At 64.3% G+C, this 18823-nt stretch carries 20 protein-coding genes; 12 read left to right on the top strand and 8 right to left on the bottom strand.

What is annotated here, in order from left to right; genetic code table 11:
• Position 1 precedes the first annotated feature (1 nt).
• Positions 2-1183: an ABC transporter substrate-binding protein gene (locus IVB41_RS26620; RefSeq protein ID WP_247436662.1), complete on the bottom strand. Its 1182-nt coding sequence runs from the start codon at positions 1181-1183 to the stop codon at positions 2-4.
• A 58-nt stretch (positions 1184-1241) separates the two neighbouring features.
• Here IVB41_RS26620 and IVB41_RS26625 point away from each other — a divergent pair, with 58 nt between their 5' ends.
• Complete coding sequence (locus tag IVB41_RS26625; RefSeq protein WP_247290578.1) at positions 1242-1814, top strand: DUF3280 domain-containing protein; 573 nt, start codon at positions 1242-1244, stop codon at positions 1812-1814.
• Between the two features lie 24 nt (positions 1815-1838).
• Here the strand turns inward: IVB41_RS26625 and fghA are convergent, their stop codons facing one another.
• Both fghA and IVB41_RS26635 read right to left on the bottom strand, forming a co-directional pair.
• Complete coding sequence (gene fghA, locus IVB41_RS26630; RefSeq protein ID WP_247436665.1) at positions 1839-2684, bottom strand: S-formylglutathione hydrolase; 846 nt, start codon at positions 2682-2684, stop codon at positions 1839-1841.
• Positions 2685-2754: 70 nt separating this feature from the next.
• The gene (locus IVB41_RS26635; protein ID WP_018460280.1) at positions 2755-3375 is read right to left on the bottom strand and encodes a response regulator transcription factor; all 621 of its coding nucleotides are present in this window, start codon (positions 3373-3375) and stop codon (positions 2755-2757) included.
• A 145-nt stretch (positions 3376-3520) separates the two neighbouring features.
• Between IVB41_RS26635 and IVB41_RS26640 the strand changes: the two genes are divergently transcribed.
• The 9 genes from IVB41_RS26640 to IVB41_RS26680 all read left to right on the top strand — a co-directional run bounded on the left by IVB41_RS26640 (position 3521) and on the right by IVB41_RS26680 (position 13229).
• Positions 3521-4879 carry a histidine kinase gene (locus tag IVB41_RS26640; RefSeq protein ID WP_247290576.1) on the top strand — a complete coding sequence of 453 codons (1359 nt, stop codon included), beginning with the start codon at positions 3521-3523 and terminating at the stop codon, positions 4877-4879.
• A 153-nt stretch (positions 4880-5032) separates the two neighbouring features.
• Positions 5033-7543, top strand: coding sequence for a TonB-dependent receptor (locus IVB41_RS26645; RefSeq protein ID WP_247436668.1), 2511 nt, complete (start codon positions 5033-5035; stop codon positions 7541-7543).
• A gap of 151 nt (positions 7544-7694) precedes the next feature.
• Positions 7695-7994 carry a hypothetical protein gene (locus tag IVB41_RS26650; RefSeq protein ID WP_247359139.1) on the top strand — a complete coding sequence of 100 codons (300 nt, stop codon included), beginning with the start codon at positions 7695-7697 and terminating at the stop codon, positions 7992-7994.
• Positions 7991-8224: a hypothetical protein gene (locus tag IVB41_RS26655; RefSeq protein ID WP_027566566.1), complete on the top strand. Its 234-nt coding sequence runs from the start codon at positions 7991-7993 to the stop codon at positions 8222-8224. Before IVB41_RS26650 ends, IVB41_RS26655 begins: the two co-directional genes overlap by 4 nt.
• Before the next feature lie 164 nt (positions 8225-8388).
• Positions 8389-8556 carry a hypothetical protein gene (locus IVB41_RS26660; RefSeq protein WP_197031110.1) on the top strand — a complete coding sequence of 56 codons (168 nt, stop codon included), beginning with the start codon at positions 8389-8391 and terminating at the stop codon, positions 8554-8556.
• 59 nt (positions 8557-8615) lie between these two features.
• A complete protein-coding gene (locus IVB41_RS26665) occupies positions 8616-9023 on the top strand; it encodes a hypothetical protein (protein ID WP_027566567.1) in 408 nt (135 codons plus the stop codon).
• Positions 9024-9725: 702 nt separating this feature from the next.
• Positions 9726-11189, top strand: a complete 1464-nt coding sequence (locus IVB41_RS26670; RefSeq protein WP_247436672.1) for a GH1 family beta-glucosidase — start codon at positions 9726-9728, stop codon at positions 11187-11189.
• 148 nt (positions 11190-11337) lie between these two features.
• Positions 11338-12570 carry an acetyl-CoA C-acetyltransferase gene (locus IVB41_RS26675; RefSeq protein WP_247436676.1) on the top strand — a complete coding sequence of 411 codons (1233 nt, stop codon included), beginning with the start codon at positions 11338-11340 and terminating at the stop codon, positions 12568-12570.
• Between the two features lie 356 nt (positions 12571-12926).
• The gene (locus tag IVB41_RS26680; protein ID WP_007601427.1) at positions 12927-13229 is read left to right on the top strand and encodes an HU family DNA-binding protein; all 303 of its coding nucleotides are present in this window, start codon (positions 12927-12929) and stop codon (positions 13227-13229) included.
• Positions 13230-13300: 71 nt separating this feature from the next.
• On the opposite strand, the gene IVB41_RS26685 is transcribed toward IVB41_RS26680, so the two are convergent.
• The 5 genes from IVB41_RS26685 to IVB41_RS26705 all read right to left on the bottom strand — a co-directional run bounded on the left by IVB41_RS26685 (position 13301) and on the right by IVB41_RS26705 (position 17288).
• Positions 13301-13456, bottom strand: a complete 156-nt coding sequence (locus tag IVB41_RS26685) for a hypothetical protein (RefSeq protein WP_247436679.1) — start codon at positions 13454-13456, stop codon at positions 13301-13303.
• A gap of 5 nt (positions 13457-13461) precedes the next feature.
• Entirely contained in the window at positions 13462-15867 is a 2406-nt protein-coding gene (lon, locus tag IVB41_RS26690; RefSeq protein WP_247436683.1) for an endopeptidase La, read from the bottom strand.
• An 8-nt stretch (positions 15868-15875) separates the two neighbouring features.
• On the bottom strand, positions 15876-16259 hold the full coding sequence (locus tag IVB41_RS26695; RefSeq protein ID WP_007601432.1) for an Hsp20/alpha crystallin family protein: 384 nt from the start codon (positions 16257-16259) through the stop codon (positions 15876-15878).
• A gap of 155 nt (positions 16260-16414) precedes the next feature.
• The gene (locus tag IVB41_RS26700) at positions 16415-16981 is read right to left on the bottom strand and encodes a ferritin-like domain-containing protein (protein WP_027566571.1); all 567 of its coding nucleotides are present in this window, start codon (positions 16979-16981) and stop codon (positions 16415-16417) included.
• A 100-nt stretch (positions 16982-17081) separates the two neighbouring features.
• Positions 17082-17288, bottom strand: a complete 207-nt coding sequence (locus IVB41_RS26705; protein WP_027566572.1) for a hypothetical protein — start codon at positions 17286-17288, stop codon at positions 17082-17084.
• Positions 17289-17377: 89 nt separating this feature from the next.
• On the opposite strand from IVB41_RS26705, the gene IVB41_RS26710 reads away from it, so the two are divergent.
• Positions 17378-18004: a MarC family protein gene (locus tag IVB41_RS26710; RefSeq protein ID WP_027566573.1), complete on the top strand. Its 627-nt coding sequence runs from the start codon at positions 17378-17380 to the stop codon at positions 18002-18004.
• A 158-nt stretch (positions 18005-18162) separates the two neighbouring features.
• On the top strand, positions 18163-18816 hold the full coding sequence (locus IVB41_RS26715; RefSeq protein WP_247436686.1) for a class II aldolase/adducin family protein: 654 nt from the start codon (positions 18163-18165) through the stop codon (positions 18814-18816).
• The last annotated feature ends 7 nt before the right edge of the window (positions 18817-18823 follow it).

The following is an 18823-nucleotide window of genomic DNA, read 5'->3' on the forward strand; positions in this document are numbered from 1 at the left end:
CTCATTTCAGCTTGCATTTGCTCTCCGGGCGGTCATAGCCGAGCGTGTCGAGCTCGGAGACCTGGTGCAGGAACCCTTCCTGCGGCGACACCGACACCACCATGCGGCCGTCGACCAGCAGGATCGGCTGGCGCAGCTGTAGGTTCCAGTCGCGCAGGGTCAGCTTCGTTCCCTTGAAGGCGGCGACCGAGAACTCCGGACCCTTGATGAAATCGGTGACCTTCTTGATGTCGCCGGAATTGGTGCGCGAGGTGGCCTCTCCGATCATGCGCACGGCCGTCCAGGCCTGCATGTCGAGCGCGGTCATCCGCCGCGCGTTCAGCTTGACGAAGCGGTTCTGCATCTGGATCGCGCCCCATTGATCCTGCGCCGCGTCCCAACTGCGGGGCACGAGGCCGGCGGAGCCCGCGACAGGCCGCGGATCCCAGGTGCGATAGGGCAGGTAGGCGCCGAATACTTCGCTCTCGTCGGCCGCGAGCAGCACGTCGTAGGCCGGAGCCTGTTGCGTGAACACCGGCATCTGGCGCTGGATCAGCGTCACGCCCGAGTCGGTGCGGCGCGCGCCGCCTTTGTCCTCGAAGCTGCGCTCCTGCACGATCTTGGCGCCGAACCGCGTCGCGGTGCGCCGGAGCGCATCGGCGAACAGTTTGTCCTCGTCATGCGAGCCGACCACGAGCAGCCAGCGCTTCCACTGCTTCCACACCAGATATTGGCCGAGCGCGTCCGCCAGCATCGCGCGCGTCGGCGCGGTGTGGATGACGTTGGCACGGCAATCGGCCTCGCGCAGCCGCTCGTCGATCGCGCCGGCGTTGAACAGCAGCGTGCCGCGCTCGCGCAGGGCGTCGGCCACTTTCAGCAGCGCGTCGGCCGGCAGGTCGGCGATGATGAAGCCGTTGCGTGCGGCGAGGTCGGTCGCGGCCTGCACGGCATCCTCGCCCTCCTTGATGCGCCGCTCCTCCAGCGCAAAACGCTGGTTGAGGAACTTGCCGGTGGTGTTGTTGTCCTCGATGGCGAGGCGTGCGCCGGCGATGCCGTCATTCTCCGCGGGCTGCTCGACCAGCGACAGCGTCGATCTGGTGCCGGCGATTCCGAGATAGCCGACGCCGATCATGACAGGGTCGGCCGCGAGCGCACTCGTCGCAGCAACACCCAGGCCGATCAGGCCGACCAACCATCGGATCATGTTTCCTCCGTACAACTCCCCGGCTTGACCACCGATGGAGAATTGTCTCTGCTAAAGCATGACCGATTTGTCAGGCCATGCAACCCCGCATTTCGTCCTCGCGCGCGTGAGGCCGGGAATCACGATCATGCGAGCGCTGATAGGTTTCGCAGCTTTGCTGTTGACGGGCTCGGTCGCGCTCGCCGATCCGCCGAAACTCGCGGTGTTCGATTTCGAACTGATCGACACCAGCCTGCCCGGAGAGTTCTACGGCTCCAAGCCGGAGGAGGCGAGGCTCGACCTTATCAGCGAGCAGTTGCGCAAGGCACTGGTCGAGTCAGGCAGGTTCCAGCTGCTCGATATCGCGCCGATCCGGGATGCGGCGCGTCACAGCAATTTGCAGGCCTGCGGCAATTGCGACCTCAAGCTTGCTGGGCAGTTGGGTGCCGATTTGGAAATCACCGGCATGGTGCAGAAGGTTTCGAACCTGATCATCAATCTGAACATCTACCTGCGCGACGTGAAGACCGGCAATATGATCACGGCCGCCAGCGCCGACATGCGCGGCAACACGGATGAATCCTGGACGCGCACGATGAGCTATCTGATCCGCAACCGGTTGCTGGCACCGAACTACGGCAAGCCGGAGTAGGTTCTTCCAAGAGAGAAGAAGCCATCACCCTTTCAATCTCTCCGCATGCCAGTGCAGATGGTCGCCCATGAAGGTCGAGATGAAATAATAGCTGTGGTCGTAGGCCGCCTGCCGCCGCAGCGTCAGCGGGATGTTGGCCTTGTTGCAGGCGGCCTGCAGCAGCTCCGGCTTGAGCTGCTCCTTGAGGAAATTATCGGCCTCGCCGACATCGACCAGAAAGCCTGAAAAGTTCGCGCCGTCCTCGATCAGCGCCACCGTGTCGTGGCTGCGCCAATTGTCCTTGTTCGGCCCGAGGTAGCCGGTCAGCGCCTTGATACCCCAAGGTACGAGCGACGGTGCCACGATCGGCGCAAAAGCGCTGGCCGCGCGAAAACGGTGCGGGTTGCGCAGCGCGACCGTCAGTGCGCCGTGGCCGCCCATCGAATGGCCCATCACCGATTGGCGCTTCGCGTCGACCGGAAAATTCTCCGCCACGAGTTTCGGCAGTTCGTCGGTGACGTAGCTCCACATCCGATAATTGCGTGAAAACGGCGCTTCCGTCGCGTCGACATAGAAGCCGGCGCCGAGGCCGAAATCGTAGGCGTTGTTGGCATCACCCGGCACGTCGGGGCCGCGCGGGCTGGTGTCGGGCGCGACGAAGATCAAGCCGAGCTCGGCGCAGGCTTTGCGGAATTCGCCCTTCTCGGTCACGTTGGCGTGCGTGCAGGTGAGGCCGGAGAGATACCAGACCACGGGCAGCTTGGCGCCCTGCGCCTGCGGGGGAACATAGACCGAGAACGTCATGTCGGTTCCGGTCGCCTGGCTGGCATGGCGATACACGCCCTGCACGCCGCCATAGGATGTATTGGTCGAGACAGTCTGGATCGTCATGCCGTTATGCTCCGTGGCATCAAGCCACATCAGGATTGCAACGCTTGTGTGACCGAATTCGTGGCGGCCGTCAGGCCACGCCGCTGTCGATCGCCAGCCGCACCAGCTCGACAGAGGTTTTCACCCCGAGCTTCTGGCGCATGATGGACGAGGTGTTGGCGACAGTCTTGTAGGACGACTGCACCAGCCAGGCGATCTCGGAAAGGCTCTTTCCCGCGCTGAGCAGCCGCAAGATCTCCATCTCGCGCGCGTTCAGCTTCGATAGTGGGCTTTGCGCCAGCGCGGGTCCCGCAAAGGCGATGCTGCGCGCGATCGCGCTCGGCAGATAGGTGCCGCCGCCGCCGACGGTGCGGATCGCTTCGACGAGATCGTCGGGGTCGCCGGTCTTTGAGACATAGCCCTTGGCGCCGCACTCGATCGCGCGCGCGGCAAACGCAGGGTCGTCGTTCATGCTGAACATGATGATTCGGGCCTCGGGCGCGCGCTCGAGGATGCGGCGCGCCAGCTCGAAGCCGGACACGGTCGGCAGGTTGATGTCGATGATCGAGAGGTCGGGGCGCTCGACGATGAAGACGCACTCGCCGTCTTCGGCGTCGGCGGCCTCCAAAATCTCGATCTCGCCTTCGTCGGCCAGCACGGCACGGCAGCCGGAGGCGACGATGGGATGATCGTCGACGATCAAAATGCGCATAGGCGTTCCTCGCGACAGCGCCTTGGCCTGTTTCGCGCCCGGCCGGGATTGCTGTACGCTTTCGATTAGATATCGGGCGCTTCGCCTCTGTCAACGTTATCGGACAGGCGCAGGCCAATCCTTCGCGGGGGCACGGGCGATACCAATGTGGCAAAATCTATCCTTGCGTGGGCGCATCAACCTGCTGCTGGCGCTGCTGCTGGCGCTGGGGCTCGCCGTCAATATCGGCCGCCAGGTCGCGGAAGCCGGGCCGCGCGTGCAGGCCGAGGACCAGAGCGTGATCCGGCTCGCGCGCGAATTCATCGAAATGATCGTGGCGGATCTCAACGAGGCGCCCGATCCGGACGCCAGGCTGAACCAGATCGCACGCGACCTCAGCCGCCTGCGCCATGTCAGCATCGCGCTTCGGGACGAAGCGGGCAGTCCGCTGACGCAGCCCCGGACCGACGCCGACGACGACACCCGCGCGCCGCCGGCCTGGTTCGTCAGCCTGGTCCATCCCGAGCAGACCGCGGTGAGCGTACCCGTCTCGATCCATGGCAAGCCGGGTTCGCTGCTGATCACCTCCCATCCCGATGACGAGATCGCCGAGATATGGGATGCCATCGTGACCCAGCTCGAGGTCGGCTCGGTGATCGCGCTGGCGCTGTTTCTGGTGATGATGAATGTGATCGGCCGGGCACTGGCGCCGCTCCAATCCCTTGCGGATGTGATGGCCGAGCTCGAAGACGGGCGCTATCAGGCGCGCGTCGCGCCGGGCGGCGCACCGGAGCTCGCCGCGATCTGCACCAAGCTCAACCATCTTGCGGCAACGCTCAGCGAGGCGATCGAGGACAAGCGGCGCCTCGCCGAGCGAACGGTGTCGCTCCAGGACGTCGAGCGCAAGGAGATCGCGCGCGAGCTCCATGACGAGTTCGGGCCATACCTGTTCTCGCTGCGTGCGCATGCCAGCGCGCTGGCGAAGCAGGCGGACGGACGCGCCCCCAGTGCGGAGGCCGTACGAAAACACGGCAGCGCCATGCTGGAGCAGATCAACGCGCTTCAGCAGTTCAATCGCCGGGTGCTGGAACGCCTCCGGCCCGTCGGCCTTGCCGAGCTCGGCCTGCGCCAGGCGCTGGAATCGCTGTCGCGGCTGTGGCGGGAGTCGCATCCCGATGTCACCATCGAGACCGCGATCTCGCCGGCGCTTGGCGTCACCGGGGAGACCGCCGACCTCACCATCTACCGCATCGTGCAGGAGGCGCTCACCAACGTGTTCCGCCACGCCGGCGCGACCTCGGTCAATGTCGTCATCGAGCCGGTGGCGCAGGCGGCAAGCGATGGCCGCGGCTGTGCCCGGGTACGGGTCAGCGACAACGGCCGCGGCATGGAGCCAGGCCAGAAGCTCGGCTTCGGGCTCGTCGGCATGCGCGAGCGGATCCTGGCGCTGGGCGGCACGCTCAACGTCGTTTCCGGTGATGGCGGTCTGACCGTCGAAGCACTGGTTCCGACGGCGGCGGCCTGATCGCGTCGGGAAAAATTCCCGATTTTGGCGGGAAAATTGGTGCGGATACGGCCCGACCTTTTGTGGGTGGCGCACGCATCTCTGCCGATTACACTCGTCTCGACCAACCGGCGAAAATCAAAACAGCCGGCGGTCACGGATGGGAAGGCTAGGATGGGCGATCGTGTTGGGTTCAAGCGTTTTGGGTTCAAGCCTCTTGGGTTCAAGCGTCGTTTGGTGATGGCCTCGGTTTCGACCGGGCTGGTGTCGGGGTTGATCTTCGCGATCCCCGCGAGGGCCGCGCAGGACGAGGAAACCAACGTCCAGAACCTGCCGCCGGTCGAGGTGACGGCGCCACCGCCGTCGACGGCGCGGCGCACCGCGTCGTCGCGTCCGGTCGCGCACGTCGGGGCACCGTCATCCGCCAGTTCCAGGACGCGCCTCTACGTCTATCCGACCGCGCCGGGTACCGGCAGAGGTCTCGACGTCGACAAGGTCCCGTCGGCGATCAACGCCGTCGATGCCAGCCAGATCAAGCGCACCGGCTCGATGAGCATCACCGATGCGCTTCGCGACAACATCGCCGGCGTCAACATCAGCGAGGTCACCGGCAATCCGTTTCAGCCGGATGTCGAATTCCGCGGCTTCGTTGCCTCGCCCGTGACGGGCACGCCGCAAGGCCTCGCCGTGTATCAGAACGGCGTCCGCATCAACGAAGCCTTCTCCGACGCCGTCAATTGGGACCTGATCCCGACCGCGGCGATCCGGTCGGTCACGCTCGTGACCAACAACCCAGCCTTCGGCCTCAACGCGCTGGGTGGCGCGATCAATTTGCAAATGAAGGATGGTTTCACCTATCAGGGTGCGGAGCTTGATCTCATGGGCGGCTCGTTCGGCCGCATCCAGGGCTCGGCGCAATGGGGGAAGACGGTCGACAAGAACTACGGCGTCTATGCCGCGCTCGAAGGCCTGCACGACATCGGCTTCCGCAATTTCTCCCAATCGGACGTGCGGCGCTTCTACGGCGATGTCGGCTACAAGGCCGGCGACAGCGAATTCCACGCCAACATGGGCGTCGCCAAGAACGATTTCGGCGCCAGCGCCACCGTTCCCGCCGAGCTGCTCGACAAATATTGGGGTGCGACCTACACGACACCGCAGACCACCTCCAATCGCGTCGGCTATCTCAACCTGACCGGCAAGGTCGATGCGACGCCGACCTGGACGCTCGAAGGCACCGCCCATGTGCGCCGCTACGAGCAGAAGCTCGTCGACGGCAATCCGACCGACGCGCAGGAATGCACCGATCCGGGGCTCACCGGCCTTCTTTGCTTCGGCGACGGCGCCACACCGGCAAACGGCGTGAACGGCCTGCCGCTTGCCAATCCTTTCGCGTCCGGGACCATCCTCGGCGAGATCGACCGCAGTTCGATACGCTCGACCACCTTCGGCGTGTCGGGGCAGGCCACCAACACCGATCAACTGTTTGGCCACGACAACCGCTTCGTGATGGGCACGACCTATGATGCCAGCGTCACGCGCTACAACGCCACCGCCGAAATCGGCACGATCGGAGAAAACTACGTCGTCAGCGGCAGCAGTCTCTTCCTGGGGCCGACCGGCGTACCTGAAACCGTTGCCGGCCCTGTCTCGCTGCGGACCGTCAACCAGTATAACGGCCTCTACGCAATGGACACGTTCAATATCACGGACGCCTTCGCCGTCACCGGCGGCGGCCGTTTCAACGTGGCGCGCATCACGCTGGAGGATCAGCTCGGGACCGATCTTAACGGCGATCACACCTTCACCCGCTTCAATCCGGTGATCGGCGGCACATACAAAATTACACCGGAGCTGACGGCCTATGCCGGCTATTCCGAGGCCAACCGCGTTCCGACGCCGCTCGAACTCGGCTGCTCCGATCCCGCCCGTCCCTGTCTCATTGCCGCGTTTCTCGTCTCCGATCCACCGCTGAAACAGGTCGTGTCCAAGACCGTGGAAGCGGGCCTGCGCGGCAGCAGGGAGCTCAACATCGGCACGCTCGGATGGAAGCTCGGCGGATTCCGCGCGACCAATTACGACGACATCGTCGCCGTTCCCGCAGTCGGCCGCACCGGCTTCGGCTATTTCTCCAACGTGGGCCGGACCAGGCGTCAGGGGCTCGAAGCCGAGGTCAACATCAAGTCGCCCACGCTTCAGTTTCAGGCGAGCTACGCGTTCGTCGACGCACGCTATCTCGACGCTTTCGCGCTCGGTTCCGAAAGCCCGTTCAGGGATATTGCCACCGAGACCATTCAGGTGCTGCCCGGCAACCAGCTCCCCGCGATCCCGCGCCATCGCGTCAAGGTCGGTGTCGACTATGCCGTCACCGACGTCTGGAAGGTCGGCGGCAACGCGCTGTTCGTCTCCAGCCAATACCTGGTCGGAGACGAGTCCAACCAATATGCGAAGCTGCCGTCGTACACCGTGTTCAACCTGCACACGTCCTACCAGGTGACCAAGAACTTCCAGCTCTACGGCAAGATCGACAACATCTTCGACAAGCGCTACGCGACCTATGGACAGTTCTTCGACACAGGAGCCTTGCCAAACTTCACCAACGGCGCCGCCGACTTCAACGACCCGCGCTCGCTCAGCCCGGCAAGGCCGCGTGCATTCTATGCGGGGATGCGGGTGACGTTCTGATCTGGCTCGCAAGCCCCGGCCCATGTGGGATGACGAGGAGGCCGGTTTGCGCCGGCGCGGCGTGCCGCCACGGGTGTGTTCTACCTCAAGCCGATTGACTCATTGTTCATGTTTTGTTCTTATGCTGCTCGTCCAGCCAAGGGAGCGAGCCATGGACAACCGCATCAACGAAATCCGCAGGATCATCAGGGCGTTACGCGTCAGCATGCGTGAGGCCGAGGCCATCATGCATGAGCAGATCAACAGGGACGAGGACTGCGGCTTCGTTGCGGGCGAAGTCATGAAAATGCGCACGGTGATGAGCGGCCTCGTCCAGGAGCGGGCCGCGCTCGGAGACACCGACCCGATCGTTGTCGCCAGCCTCTTTGTTCCCCGCCGGCGACCGATGCCATCGCGCGTCGGCGTTGAGAAGCGCCGCCTTGTTCCGCCGCGAGAGATGGCACGGGCATGAAGGGGGAGAGGCCGACCTACTTCTCCGACATGCCGGAGCCCCCGGAATTTCTGAAGGCTCTCCATCATGCGCGGCGCCTGTCCTGCCTCGAGGGCTGGTGCCGCATGCACATCGAGGCCATCCAGGTCGCGATCGACCAGTACGCGGAGGCGGCTCTCGGTAACCGGGAGTTCTTCCTCAACAAGCCGCACAGCATCGGCGGAAGTCGCAACAACGGCGAGGTGCCGTGACAGCGGTACGTGTCAGCGTATCGACCTTTTGACGCCCCATGGTCCGCGCGTCGGCAAAGCCTGGCCTGCGTTGTTTTACCGATCAGAAACCATAGCGAATGATCCTAAAATTGTAACGAAACTGTTCGGCTGTCTCTGCGTCGTTTCGTCGGAGGGCCCGTCCGATGACAGAGCACCAGTTGAGAGAGCAGGAATTCCAAATCGCGCGTTACCGGCATTTGGAGCGCGAAGTGACCGATCCACTTGCCGCCTGCCTGCTTCACAGCATCATTGAAGACCTGGAGGCCGAACTGCGCAGGGATAGCCCGGATTGGCACAGGCCGCGCGATTAACGCTTTGTTAGCGCTGATCGTGTCGATGATGCGCGAGGGAATACCGGGAGACTACTCCCATGTTGAAGGACGGCACCTACGCCGCCTGGTACAAGACGCCGCTCGATCAGGGGACCGGGATCGTCCATGTCGCAGACGGACAGATTTGGGGCTGCGATAGCCTGATGACCTATCACGGCTCTTGCAAGGTCGACGGCGATCGCTTCACCGCCACCGTGTCGACGAGGCGCCATACCGACGGACGCGCAACGGTGTTCGGCGTCGACGATGAGCTCACGCTGGATATCGAGGGAAACTGCCCGGGCAAGGTCGCGACTTACACGGCGACGGCAGCGCAGGTGCCGGGAATGGTCCTCCAGGGTACGCTGATTCTGACGGAACAGCAGACCCCCGCACCCGAACGAGCCCGGCAGATACCGCCGTTCAATCCCGACAAGATGCCAAAATTGCCGAAGCGCTCACGCTGATCGCGGAAGCCGCCGTCGTCAAGCAGTTCACTGCGAATACGAAAGCTGATCTTCCGTGACGACTCGCTCGATTTTCTCCGACTTGCACTTGATGCGGTATCGGAGACGTCCATCGGACTCGATGGGCATATGCTGGACGATGGTGTAAATCATCGGCGGCTCAGTTGCGGCACGTCCTTGTGGGCCTTGGGGCTGGTGGCGAACGTCTTCATTCAGCTTGTAGGCATACGACATATATTTACCTCGAATTCACAGTGGCTCTGACGCGGGGTCAGTCGATGTATCCCTGGCGGGACAGGCGCTTGGTCAAGCGGAAGAGGTGACCACAGTCTCATGCGGTCAAACCGCGTCCTAAGTCAGTCGTTCTCTTGCTTGACCGGTGCAGACAGACAATCGCCCAGAGCGGAGCGGCGATGGTTGCACCATACGCCATATTTTCGAACTTTGGTCGTAATTTCCGAGCGGTTTAGGGCATTCTGTGAGCCTACGGGCCCTCTTATCGAGGGGGACTGACAACTTCCTCGCCGGATTGGGCTGGTATTTCGGCTTTGGGGTAGCTCTGCCGACAATCGCCCTAGTCCCTTTCGGACGACTTTGTCGCATTCCGCAATCCTGCATCCTCGGCCCTCGGCTCGCCCGCTTCTCAAACGACCCGCGATTCGCCATGGTGCCGCCGAAAGAGCATCACCCGGAGCACTATCAATGTCGGACAAGGTCTCGCGCCGCCAGTTCGCCACGCTGGCGGGATTGTCCGCAGCCGGAATCGCCAATCCTCTTGAGGTCGCGGATGCCAAGCCCGCATCGTCCCCGCGGAGCGTGGACGGCTTTCCGGCGGGCTTTGTCTGGGGCACGGCGACCTCGTCCTATCAGGTCGAGGGCGCGGTCAACGAGGACGGGCGAGGGGCCTCGATCTGGGACAAGTTCGTCCGCATCCCCGGCAAGATCGAGGACGGCAGCACCGGCGACCGCGCCAACGAGCACTATCACCGCTACAAGGAAGACATCGCGCTCATCAGGGAGCTCGGCTGCAAGGCCTATCGCTTCTCGGTGGCATGGCCGCGGCTGTTTCCGGACGGCGATGGCAAACCCAACCCGAAGGGGCTCGACTTCTACAACCGCCTGGTCGACGAACTCCTCAAGAACGGCATCGAGCCGTGGCTGACGCTCTATCATTGGGACCTGCCGCAATCGCTCCAGGACCGGTTTGGCGGCTGGCGGTCGACGGAGACCTGCAAGATTTTCGGTGATTACGCGGCCTATGTCGCCCAGCATCTGACCGATCGCGTCAAGAACGTGTTCACATTGAACGAGAGCGGTCGCTTCGTCCATTTCGGCTACGGCATCGGCATCGACGCGCCCGGCGTGACACTGCCACAAGCCGAGGTCAACCAGATCAGGCACAACAGCGCACTCGCGCACGGGCTCGCGGTGCAGGCGGTCCGCGCCCACGGCCGCCGCGGCACCAGGGTGGGGCCGGCCGAGAACATCGATGCCTGCGCCCCCGCGATCGACACGCCGGAGAACGTCCGTGCCGCCGAGATCGCGCTGCGCGAGATGAACGCCGGCTATCTCAACGTCATCATGACGGGCCAGTACACCGACGCCTTCTTGAAGTTCGCCGGGCGCGACGCGCCGAAATACACCGATGCGGAGCTGAAGATCATCTCTTCGCCCGTCGATTTCCTCGGCCTCAACATCTACGCGCCGCAGAACTATGTGGTGGCGTCCGACCAGGGCGCGGGCTTCATGCCGCTGCCGATCCCGAAATCGTTCCCGCACATGAATTCGGACTGGCTGCGCGTCGGCCCCGAGACGATCTACTGGGTGCCGAAGCTGGCGGCGAAGATATGGAAGACGGACGCGATCTATATCAGCGAGAACGGCACCTCCGGCGACGACGTCGTGACGCCCGATGGCAAGATCTACGACACCGACCGCATCATGTATCTGCGCAACTACCTCGCTCAGCTCCAGCGCGCCACCGCCGAAGGCGCGCCGGTGCGCGGCTACTTCCTCTGGAGCCTGATGGACAATTTTGAATGGGTGTTCGGGCTCAACAAGCGCTTTGGGCTCTACCACGTCAATTTCGACACGCAGGTGCGTACGCCAAAACTCAGTGCCAGCTTCTATCGCAACGTGATCGCGAAGAACGCGGCGGGGGCGTGATTGCTCTCCCTCCCCCCGTTCTTGCGGAGGCGCGACGAGCTTGGCTTGCGCTGAGAGGGTGGGGTGAGGCGGTTCCGCCGACGCGCATTGACTCCCTTCGCACCTTGATTCAAAACGCCTCCAAGAATTCAAAAAGAGGATAACGCCAATGACCGACGCACTCATCATCGATGCCTGCCGGACCCCACGGGGCGTCGGCAAGGCCGGCAAGGGCGCACTCTCGGGCATTCATCCACAGCAGCTGGGAGCAACCGTGCTGCGCGCGCTCGCGACGCGCACCGGCATCGACACCGCCGATGTCGACGACATCATCTGGGGCTGCAGCGCGCAGGTCGCAACGCAAGGCGGCGATCTCGGCCGCATGTCGGCGCTGGACGCCGGCTACGACGTGCGCGCGAGTGCCGTGACGCTCGACCGCTTCTGCGGCTCCGGCATCACCAGCGTCAACATGGCCGCAAGCTCGATCATGGCGGGCGCGGAAGATCTCGTCGTCGCCGGCGGCTGCGAGATGATGTCGATGGAAGGACGTCGCGGCGGCGGCCCGATGATGATGGACAACGGCAATCTGCGCCTGCGTGCGCGGCATCCGCAGTCGCATCAGGGCGTCTGCGCCGACGCGATCGCGACCATGGAAGGCATCACGCGAAGGGACGTGGACGCGCTCGGCCTCGAAAGCCAGAAGCGCGCAGCCTTCGCGATCGCGAACGGCCACTTCAAGAAGAGTCTCGTGCCGGTGCATCGCGAGGACGGCAGCCTCGCGCTCGACCATGAAGAATATCCGCGGCCGCAGACCACGATGGAAGGGCTGAGCGCGTTGAAGCCCGCATTCCCCGCGGTCGCCGACCATGCGCTCGACGACAAGGGCACGACCTATCGCGGCCTTATCCTGCAGAAGTACCCCGAGCTCGAGATCGACTTCATGCACCACGCCGGCAACTCGTCCGGCGTGGTCGACGGCGCGGCTGCGATCCTGCTGGCGTCGCCAGCTTATGCCAAGGCGCATGGCCTGAAGCCGCGCGCGCGCGTGGTCGCGATGGCCAACATGGGGGACTCGCCGACCTTGATGCTGAACGCGCCGGTGCCGGCGACGCGCAAGGTGCTGGCGAAGGCGGGGCTGACCGTGGACGACATCGACCTGTTCGAGATCAACGAGGCCTTTGCCGTGGTTGCGGAAAAATACATCCGCGACCTCAAGCTCGACCGCGCCCGGGTCAACGTCAATGGCGGCTCGATCGCACTCGGCCATCCCATCGGCGCCACCGGCTCGATCCTGATCGGCACCTTGCTCGACGAGCTCGAGCGGCGCGACTTGAAGCGCGGTCTCGTCACCATGTGCGCGGCCGGTGGCATGGCCCCGGCCGTCATCATCGAACGTATCTAGCGCGAGCGAAGCTCGTCGGGCTCCTTAGAAATAAGGGAAAGAAAGTCCCCGCGATCGCCGCATCCCGACGGTCTAGCCTTATTTCCAGGGTGAATCGCGACCCGCCTTTCACAAAGAGGCCGGTCGTCGCTTGTCGAAAGCATCGAATCAGCTTTAGCAAGGCTGCGTGCGGGCCTTTGAAACAAGGTAAAATCCGCTGCCTGAGGCTTCTCCCGCTCCGGAAGTGGCTTAAAAGCAGGGTTTTTTGCCACAGAGGGCCAAAAAAGCCCGTAAAACCCCGACAAAACTGTGCAGAAGGCTATAGGCCTTCACCGGTTGGTCTAATATGCAGCCGTCAACGAATCAGAGGAGACACGATGGCCACCCAAATGTCGAAATCGCAGCTGATCGAAAAGATCGCGACCACCACCGAGCTTTCCAAGCGTGACGTCAAGAGCGTCATGGAGACGCTGACCGACGTCGGCCACAAGGAGCTCAAGAAGAACGGCCTGTTCCTGGTGCCGGGCTTCGCCAAGTTCGTGGTCATCAAGAAGCCCGCGACCAAGGCGCGCAAGGGCACCAACCCGTTCACGGGCGAAGAGATGATGTTCAAGGCCAAGCCGGCCCGGAAGATCGTCCGCGCCCGCCCGGTCAAGGCCGCCAAGGACGCCGTGGGCTAACAACGCAAAGGCCCCCTCGCGTGGAGGGGGCCTTTTGTTCGGGGCTGTCGCGAGGACTTGAGACGGAGGGCTCAACCCTTGCGGCGCTTCACCCTGACCGGGACCGGCTGAAGCCGCGGTCCTGATGCCGCCAGCGCATCGCGAACCCCGTCGATGGCGCGATCAAGCAACTGGCGCAGCCGTTGCGTTGTCCGCGATCGCTTCGCTCTTTCCAGCAGTTTTTTCATCGCATTCACTCCGCCGCTTCGACCTTGGCCTCGATCTTGGCCTCGGCCGGCTCAAGCGCCGCGGCGATGGCTTCGTCGACGCGCTCCAGCCAGATGAATTCGAGGTTGTCCCGCGCGCTCTTTGGGATGTCGTCGTAGTCCCGCTTGTTGCGCGCCGGCAGCATCACCCGCTTCAGGCCCGCGGCCGCGGCCGCCACCACCTTCTCCTTGATGCCACCGACCGGCAGCACCAGGCCGCGCAGCGAGATCTCGCCGGTCATGGCGGTGTCGCTGCGCACCGTGCGGTTGGTGAGCAGGGACGTCAGCGCCGTGAACATCGCAACGCCCGCGCTCGGCCCGTCCTTCGGGGTCGCGCCTGCGGGCACGTGAACGTGGATGTCGCTCTTTTCGAACAGCTGCGGATCGATGCCGAGCTGCGTGGCCTTGCTCTTCACCAGCGTCATCGCAGCCTGCACGCTCTCGCGCATGACCTCGCCGAGCTGGCCGGTCAGGATCATCCCGCCGCGACCGGATACCCGCGAGGCCTCGATGAACAGGATGTCGCCACCGACCGGCGTCCAGGCAAGGCCGGTGGCCACGCCTGGGATGCTGGTGCGCTGCGCGATCTCGCCTTCGAAGCGCGGCTGGCCGAGCACGGTGCCGATATCCTTCGGCGCCACGACGACCTTGGCAGCCGTGCCTTCGGCGACCTGCACGGCAGCATGGCGGAACAGCTTGCCGATCTCGCGCTCGAGGTTCCGCACGCCGGCTTCGCGGGTGTAGCCCTTGACCACCAGCTGCAGCGCCTCCGGCTCGATCTCGGCTTGCTCCGGCGTCAAGCCATTGGCCTCGAGCTGCCGCCGCACCAGATAGCGCTTCGCGATCTCCAGCTTCTCTTCCTGGGTGTAGCCGGTAAGGCTGATCAGCTCCATGCGGTCCAGCAACGGACCCGGGATCAGGTCCAGCATGTTGGCGGTCGCGATGAACACCACGCGCGACAGGTCGAAGGGCACGCCCAGGTAATTATCCCGGAACGTCCCATTCTGCTCGGGGTCGAGCACCTCCAGCATCGCTGCGGAAGGATCGCCCTGCACGCCGCGACCCATCTTGTCGATCTCGTCCAGCATCATGACGCAGTTCCGGGTGCCGGCCTTCTTGATGCCCTGGATGATGTTGCCGGGCAGCGCGCCGATATAGGTGCGCCGATGGCCGCGGATCTCGGCCTCGTCATGCACGCCGCCGAGGCTGACGCGCACGAAGGGACGATCCATCGCGCGTGCGATGGATTGGCCGAGCGAGGTCTTGCCGACGCCGGGCGGTCCGACGAAGCACAGGATCGGCGCCTTGCCCTGCGGCGCCAGCTTGCGCACCGCCAGATATTCGATGATCCGGCTCTTGATCTTCTCCAGGCCAAAGTGATCGGCATCAAGGATGCGGCGCGCTTCCTTGATGTCGATCGGCTTCTCCGCGGGCAGCGCCCACGGCAGCTCGATCAGCCAGTCCAGGTAAGTGCGGACCATGCCGGCCTCGCCGGCGGCCTCCGGCATGCGCTCGTAGCGGCGCAGCTCCTTCTTCGCATGAGCGTCCGCCTCGGGCGGCATGTTGGCCTTGGCGATGGCAGCGGTCAGCTCGGCGACCTCGGCCGCCTTGCCGTCGCCTTCGCCGAGCTGGCGCTGGATGGTCGCCATCTGCTCGCGCAGGATCGCTTCGCGCTGCCGCTCGTCGAAGCTGGCGCGGGTCTGCTGGCCGATCTCGTTGCTGATGCGCAGCACCTCCAGCCGTTCGGCCAGATGCTTCGACACCTTCTCGACACGCAGCGCGAGGTCGATGGTCTCCAGCACCTCCTGCTTGTCCTGCGGCTTGATGTCCATGAACGAGGTCGCCAGGTCCGCCAGCGCGCCCGGCGCGGTGGTGCCCTGGAACATCGCGATCAGCTCGGGCGGCGCCTGCGGCAGCAGCTCGATCGCCTCGATGGCCTGGCGCTGCAGGTTCAGCCCGCGGGCCTCGATCTCGGGCGTGCTCGTGGTCGGCTCCGGAATCTGCTGGAACCGCGCGGCCGGGAACGGCGTCCCCGGCAGAAAGTCGAGGATGCGCGCGCGCTGCACGCCCTGGCAGACGATGTGATGGGTGCCGTCGGGCGCTGTGATGTAGCGCACGATGTTAGCGATGGTCGCGACCCGATAGAGGTCGTCCGGCCCGGGCTCCTCGGTCTCGGGGCTGCGTTGCAGGATGATGCCGACCGGCCGCTGCTCGCGCAACGCCTGTTGCGCGGCGGCGACCGACTTCGGCCGCGCGATCGCGATCGGCGCGATGGCGCCGGGGAACAGCACCATCTCGCGCACGGGAATGATGATCAGCGCGTCTTCGGGAATCTTCACGTCAGAATTGCTCTGGGGATTGGTCGGTGCGGTATTCATTGGTTCGGTGGCCATGATCGACCTCAGGATTTGGCGAGGCGCAGCGCGACGCAGCCGTCCATCACGAAGCGACTGATGGCGTAGCGACCAACGGGCAGCGCAATGCGGCGCTCAAAACGCCCCTGCGGCAGCTCTAGCCTGTGAATGCGGGCGTTGCGAAGCTCCGGCGGAAGGGTGCGCTGGCCGGAGATGACGAGCACGCCGTCATGGATGACAGTCTCGACATTGTCGGGATTGACGCCGGGAAGCGCGACCAGGATCAGGAGCTCATGCTCGGTTTCGAGCACGTCGATCGGAGGCTCCCAGCAGGCTTCCTGGCGGCCGAACTGCTGGCGCAGCCGTTCGGCGCGGGTCAGCGAGTCCAGGGCTTCGGACAGCATCCAGTCGAGGGGATTTTTGGGTTGCATGATGCAGGCTCGGCGGTGGGGAACGCTGAATATGGGGCCGGTTCCCAAGAATTCCAGCCCGGCGGCGCGGAGGTGCCATGCGGATCGTGCGATCCGAAAAGACAAGCGCCGCGGCCTTCCAGACCGCGGCGCTCCGTTGTCACGCGATGTGCGGCTCAGGCCGCCTGGCGGTATTCCTCTTCCGCCTCGAGGTTGATCACGGAGGTGGCGAGCTCGGTCAGCGCGTGATCGGTCGCCTCTTCCTCGTCCAGCGTCGCCTGCAGCAGCCTTGCGGCGTCTTGCATGCCGAGCTCCTCAGCCCAGGTGCGCAAGGTGCCGTAGCGGGAGATTTCGTAATGCTCGACCGCCTGCGCGGCTGCGAGCAGGCCGGCGTCGAGCGCAGGCGCGTTCTTGAACTCCTTCATGATCTCGGCGCCTTCGTCGGTGATGCCGTTGATCGCTTCGCAAGGCTTGCCGCGGGCCGGCTTGCCTAGCATTTTGAAGATCTGGTCCAGACGTTTGACCTGGCCCTGCGTTTCGCGCAGATGCTTGTTGAAAGCCGCCGCGAGCTCCTTCGAGTTGGCAGCCTTGGCCATCTTGGGCAAGGTCTTGATGATCTTGTTCTCGGCGAAATAGATGTCCTTGAGCGTTTCCAGGAATAGGTCGCTCAACATCTTCGGCGCCTGACGGGCGCGGCCCGTCGACGATTTCTTGGTTGTGCGCTTCTTTGCTTTCTTGGCCATACATCCTCCTCTTGAGGTGACACGCGAAGGCATCGCCTTCCGCAATCCTCAGGCGATCAAAAGCTTTCGGAGAACGAAAGTTCCAAACGGCAACCTGCGCTCAGGTCGGACGCTTGTAGGGATCTTCCTGCCGCTGCCGCGCCTCGGTGTTGCGGTCAAGCTGCGCGCGCTCGTGGCGCCGCAGGCGCCCCGCCTTCGCCACGCCGTAGACGAGGACCGCACCCAGCACGAAGGCTCCGATGAACCAGAGCCAGAGCAGGTTGCCCGAAAGCTGGCCCAGCAACATTCCAATTCCACTGTCGCTCATTGTGCATCTCCGGTGATTTTCAAAGCGGTTCTGCCGGGCTAAGTCACTCCGCCAGCCATCGTTCCTGCGTCCAGGGAGCCCACCGAGACATGATCGACTTCACCTTATCTGCGTTCGTGACGCTGCTGCTCGTGGTCGATCCCGTGGGCCTTGCGCCGGCCTTCCTTGCCGCGACCGGAGGTATGCCCGACAAGACCAAGCGCACCATCGCGCTACGCGCGCCGCTGATTGCAGCGTCGATCCTGGTGGTGATCGCCCTGATCGGAAACTGGCTGCTGCGCCAGCTCGGGATCGGCATCCCCGCCTTCCAGATCGCCGGCGGACTGCTGCTGTTCGGCGTGTCCTACCAGATGATCTTCGGCGACCGTCCGCATCGCGAGGCTCGCGAGGCCGACAAGGCAAGCTCCGAACATGCCTCCGACGTCGCGGTATTCCCGCTGGCGATCCCGATGATGGCCGGTCCCGGCGCGATCGCGACCACGCTGCTCCTGACGGGCGATGCCGGCTACGGTCCGAGGCTCGCGATCATCATCGCGGTCGTGCTCTCGGTGTGCCTGCTCTGCACGCTCTGTTTTATCTTCGCGAACATGATCGCGCGGAGCCTTGGACGCACCGGCAACGCCGTCCTCTCGCGCGTGCTCGGCATGCTGCTCGCGGCCTATTCGGTGCAGTTCGTGATCAATGGGATCGCAGCGGTCCGGGCGAGCTTGCCGTAGAGCTGCGACAATCTGTTAATGCGTTGATTTTCATGTTTATTTCATGATGCCACGCGGCGGCTGGCGGGCTCGCGCGCGATCCGGCCCGCTTTCTCTTGCGCTGCCATATTGCTTGACGTACTCCCCGTCTGACAGGCGCCCACCGTCAGGAAATCGAGATGTCGATGACAGCGGACGAGCTCGACAAGAGACAGGCCATCATCGGCGCCTGCCGCCGCATGAACGCGCTCGGCATCAACCAAGGCACCTCGGGCAATATCAGCGTCCGGCATGTGGACGGGCTTCTGGTGACCCCGACCAGCGTGCCCTACGACGCCATGACGCCGGACCAGGTCGTGTTCATGACGATGGACGGCTCGCACGCGCCCGCTCAGAAGCCGTCCAGCGAGTGGCGCTTCCACCTCGACATCCTGAAAGCCCGGCCAGACGTCAACGCCGTCGTCCACGCCCATCCGACCTATTGCACCATCCTGGCGATCATGGGCCTGGAGATCCCGCCCGTGCACTACATGATCGCGGCCGCCGGCGGCGACAGCATCCGCTGCGCGCCCTATGCCACCTTCGGAACGATGGAGCTGTCCGAGCATGCCGTTCGGGCGCTGGAGGGCCGGCTTGCCTGCCTGCTCGACCATCACGGCATGATCGCGATCGGGAAGTCGCTGGACAAGGCGATGTGGCTCGCCGTCGAGGTCGAGACGCTGGCGCGGCAATATCACGGCTGTCTCCAGATCGGAGAGCCGCCGCTTCTGTCGAGCGCCGAGATCGAGCGGGTCCGCCAGCGCATGTCCGGCTACGGCATGTCGGAAGGGTAGGGCGGAC

This window comes from Bradyrhizobium sp. 44 (assembly GCF_023073095.1).
Lineage (GTDB): Bacteria > Pseudomonadota > Alphaproteobacteria > Rhizobiales > Xanthobacteraceae > Bradyrhizobium.

What these genes read in the sequence shown, in the direction of transcription:
- IVB41_RS26640 (WP_247290576.1), top strand. Translation starts at nt 3,521, where the DNA reads ATGTGGCAAAATCTATCCTTGCGTGGGCGCATCAACCTGCTGCTGGCG.
- IVB41_RS26705 (WP_027566572.1), bottom strand. Translation starts at nt 17,288, where the DNA reads ATGAGCGACAGTGGAATTGGAATGTTGCTGGGCCAGCTTTCGGGCAAC.
- IVB41_RS26670 (WP_247436672.1), top strand. Translation starts at nt 9,726, where the DNA reads ATGTCGGACAAGGTCTCGCGCCGCCAGTTCGCCACGCTGGCGGGATTG.
- IVB41_RS26625 (WP_247290578.1), top strand. Translation starts at nt 1,242, where the DNA reads ATGACCGATTTGTCAGGCCATGCAACCCCGCATTTCGTCCTCGCGCGC.
- IVB41_RS26660 (WP_197031110.1), top strand. Translation starts at nt 8,389, where the DNA reads ATGACAGAGCACCAGTTGAGAGAGCAGGAATTCCAAATCGCGCGTTAC.
- IVB41_RS26635 (WP_018460280.1), bottom strand. Translation starts at nt 3,375, where the DNA reads ATGCGCATTTTGATCGTCGACGATCATCCCATCGTCGCCTCCGGCTGC.
- fghA (WP_247436665.1), bottom strand. Translation starts at nt 2,684, where the DNA reads ATGACGATCCAGACTGTCTCGACCAATACATCCTATGGCGGCGTGCAG.
- IVB41_RS26650 (WP_247359139.1), top strand. Translation starts at nt 7,695, where the DNA reads ATGGACAACCGCATCAACGAAATCCGCAGGATCATCAGGGCGTTACGC.
- lon (WP_247436683.1), bottom strand. Translation starts at nt 15,867, where the DNA reads ATGGCCACCGAACCAATGAATACCGCACCGACCAATCCCCAGAGCAAT.
- IVB41_RS26675 (WP_247436676.1), top strand. Translation starts at nt 11,338, where the DNA reads ATGACCGACGCACTCATCATCGATGCCTGCCGGACCCCACGGGGCGTC.
- IVB41_RS26655 (WP_027566566.1), top strand. Translation starts at nt 7,991, where the DNA reads ATGAAGGGGGAGAGGCCGACCTACTTCTCCGACATGCCGGAGCCCCCG.
- IVB41_RS26665 (WP_027566567.1), top strand. Translation starts at nt 8,616, where the DNA reads ATGTTGAAGGACGGCACCTACGCCGCCTGGTACAAGACGCCGCTCGAT.
- IVB41_RS26685 (WP_247436679.1), bottom strand. Translation starts at nt 13,456, where the DNA reads ATGAAAAAACTGCTGGAAAGAGCGAAGCGATCGCGGACAACGCAACGG.
- IVB41_RS26680 (WP_007601427.1), top strand. Translation starts at nt 12,927, where the DNA reads ATGGCCACCCAAATGTCGAAATCGCAGCTGATCGAAAAGATCGCGACC.
- IVB41_RS26715 (WP_247436686.1), top strand. Translation starts at nt 18,163, where the DNA reads ATGTCGATGACAGCGGACGAGCTCGACAAGAGACAGGCCATCATCGGC.
- IVB41_RS26620 (WP_247436662.1), bottom strand. Translation starts at nt 1,183, where the DNA reads ATGATCCGATGGTTGGTCGGCCTGATCGGCCTGGGTGTTGCTGCGACG.
- IVB41_RS26700 (WP_027566571.1), bottom strand. Translation starts at nt 16,981, where the DNA reads ATGGCCAAGAAAGCAAAGAAGCGCACAACCAAGAAATCGTCGACGGGC.
- IVB41_RS26695 (WP_007601432.1), bottom strand. Translation starts at nt 16,259, where the DNA reads ATGCAACCCAAAAATCCCCTCGACTGGATGCTGTCCGAAGCCCTGGAC.
- IVB41_RS26710 (WP_027566573.1), top strand. Translation starts at nt 17,378, where the DNA reads ATGATCGACTTCACCTTATCTGCGTTCGTGACGCTGCTGCTCGTGGTC.
- IVB41_RS26645 (WP_247436668.1), top strand. Translation starts at nt 5,033, where the DNA reads ATGGGCGATCGTGTTGGGTTCAAGCGTTTTGGGTTCAAGCCTCTTGGG.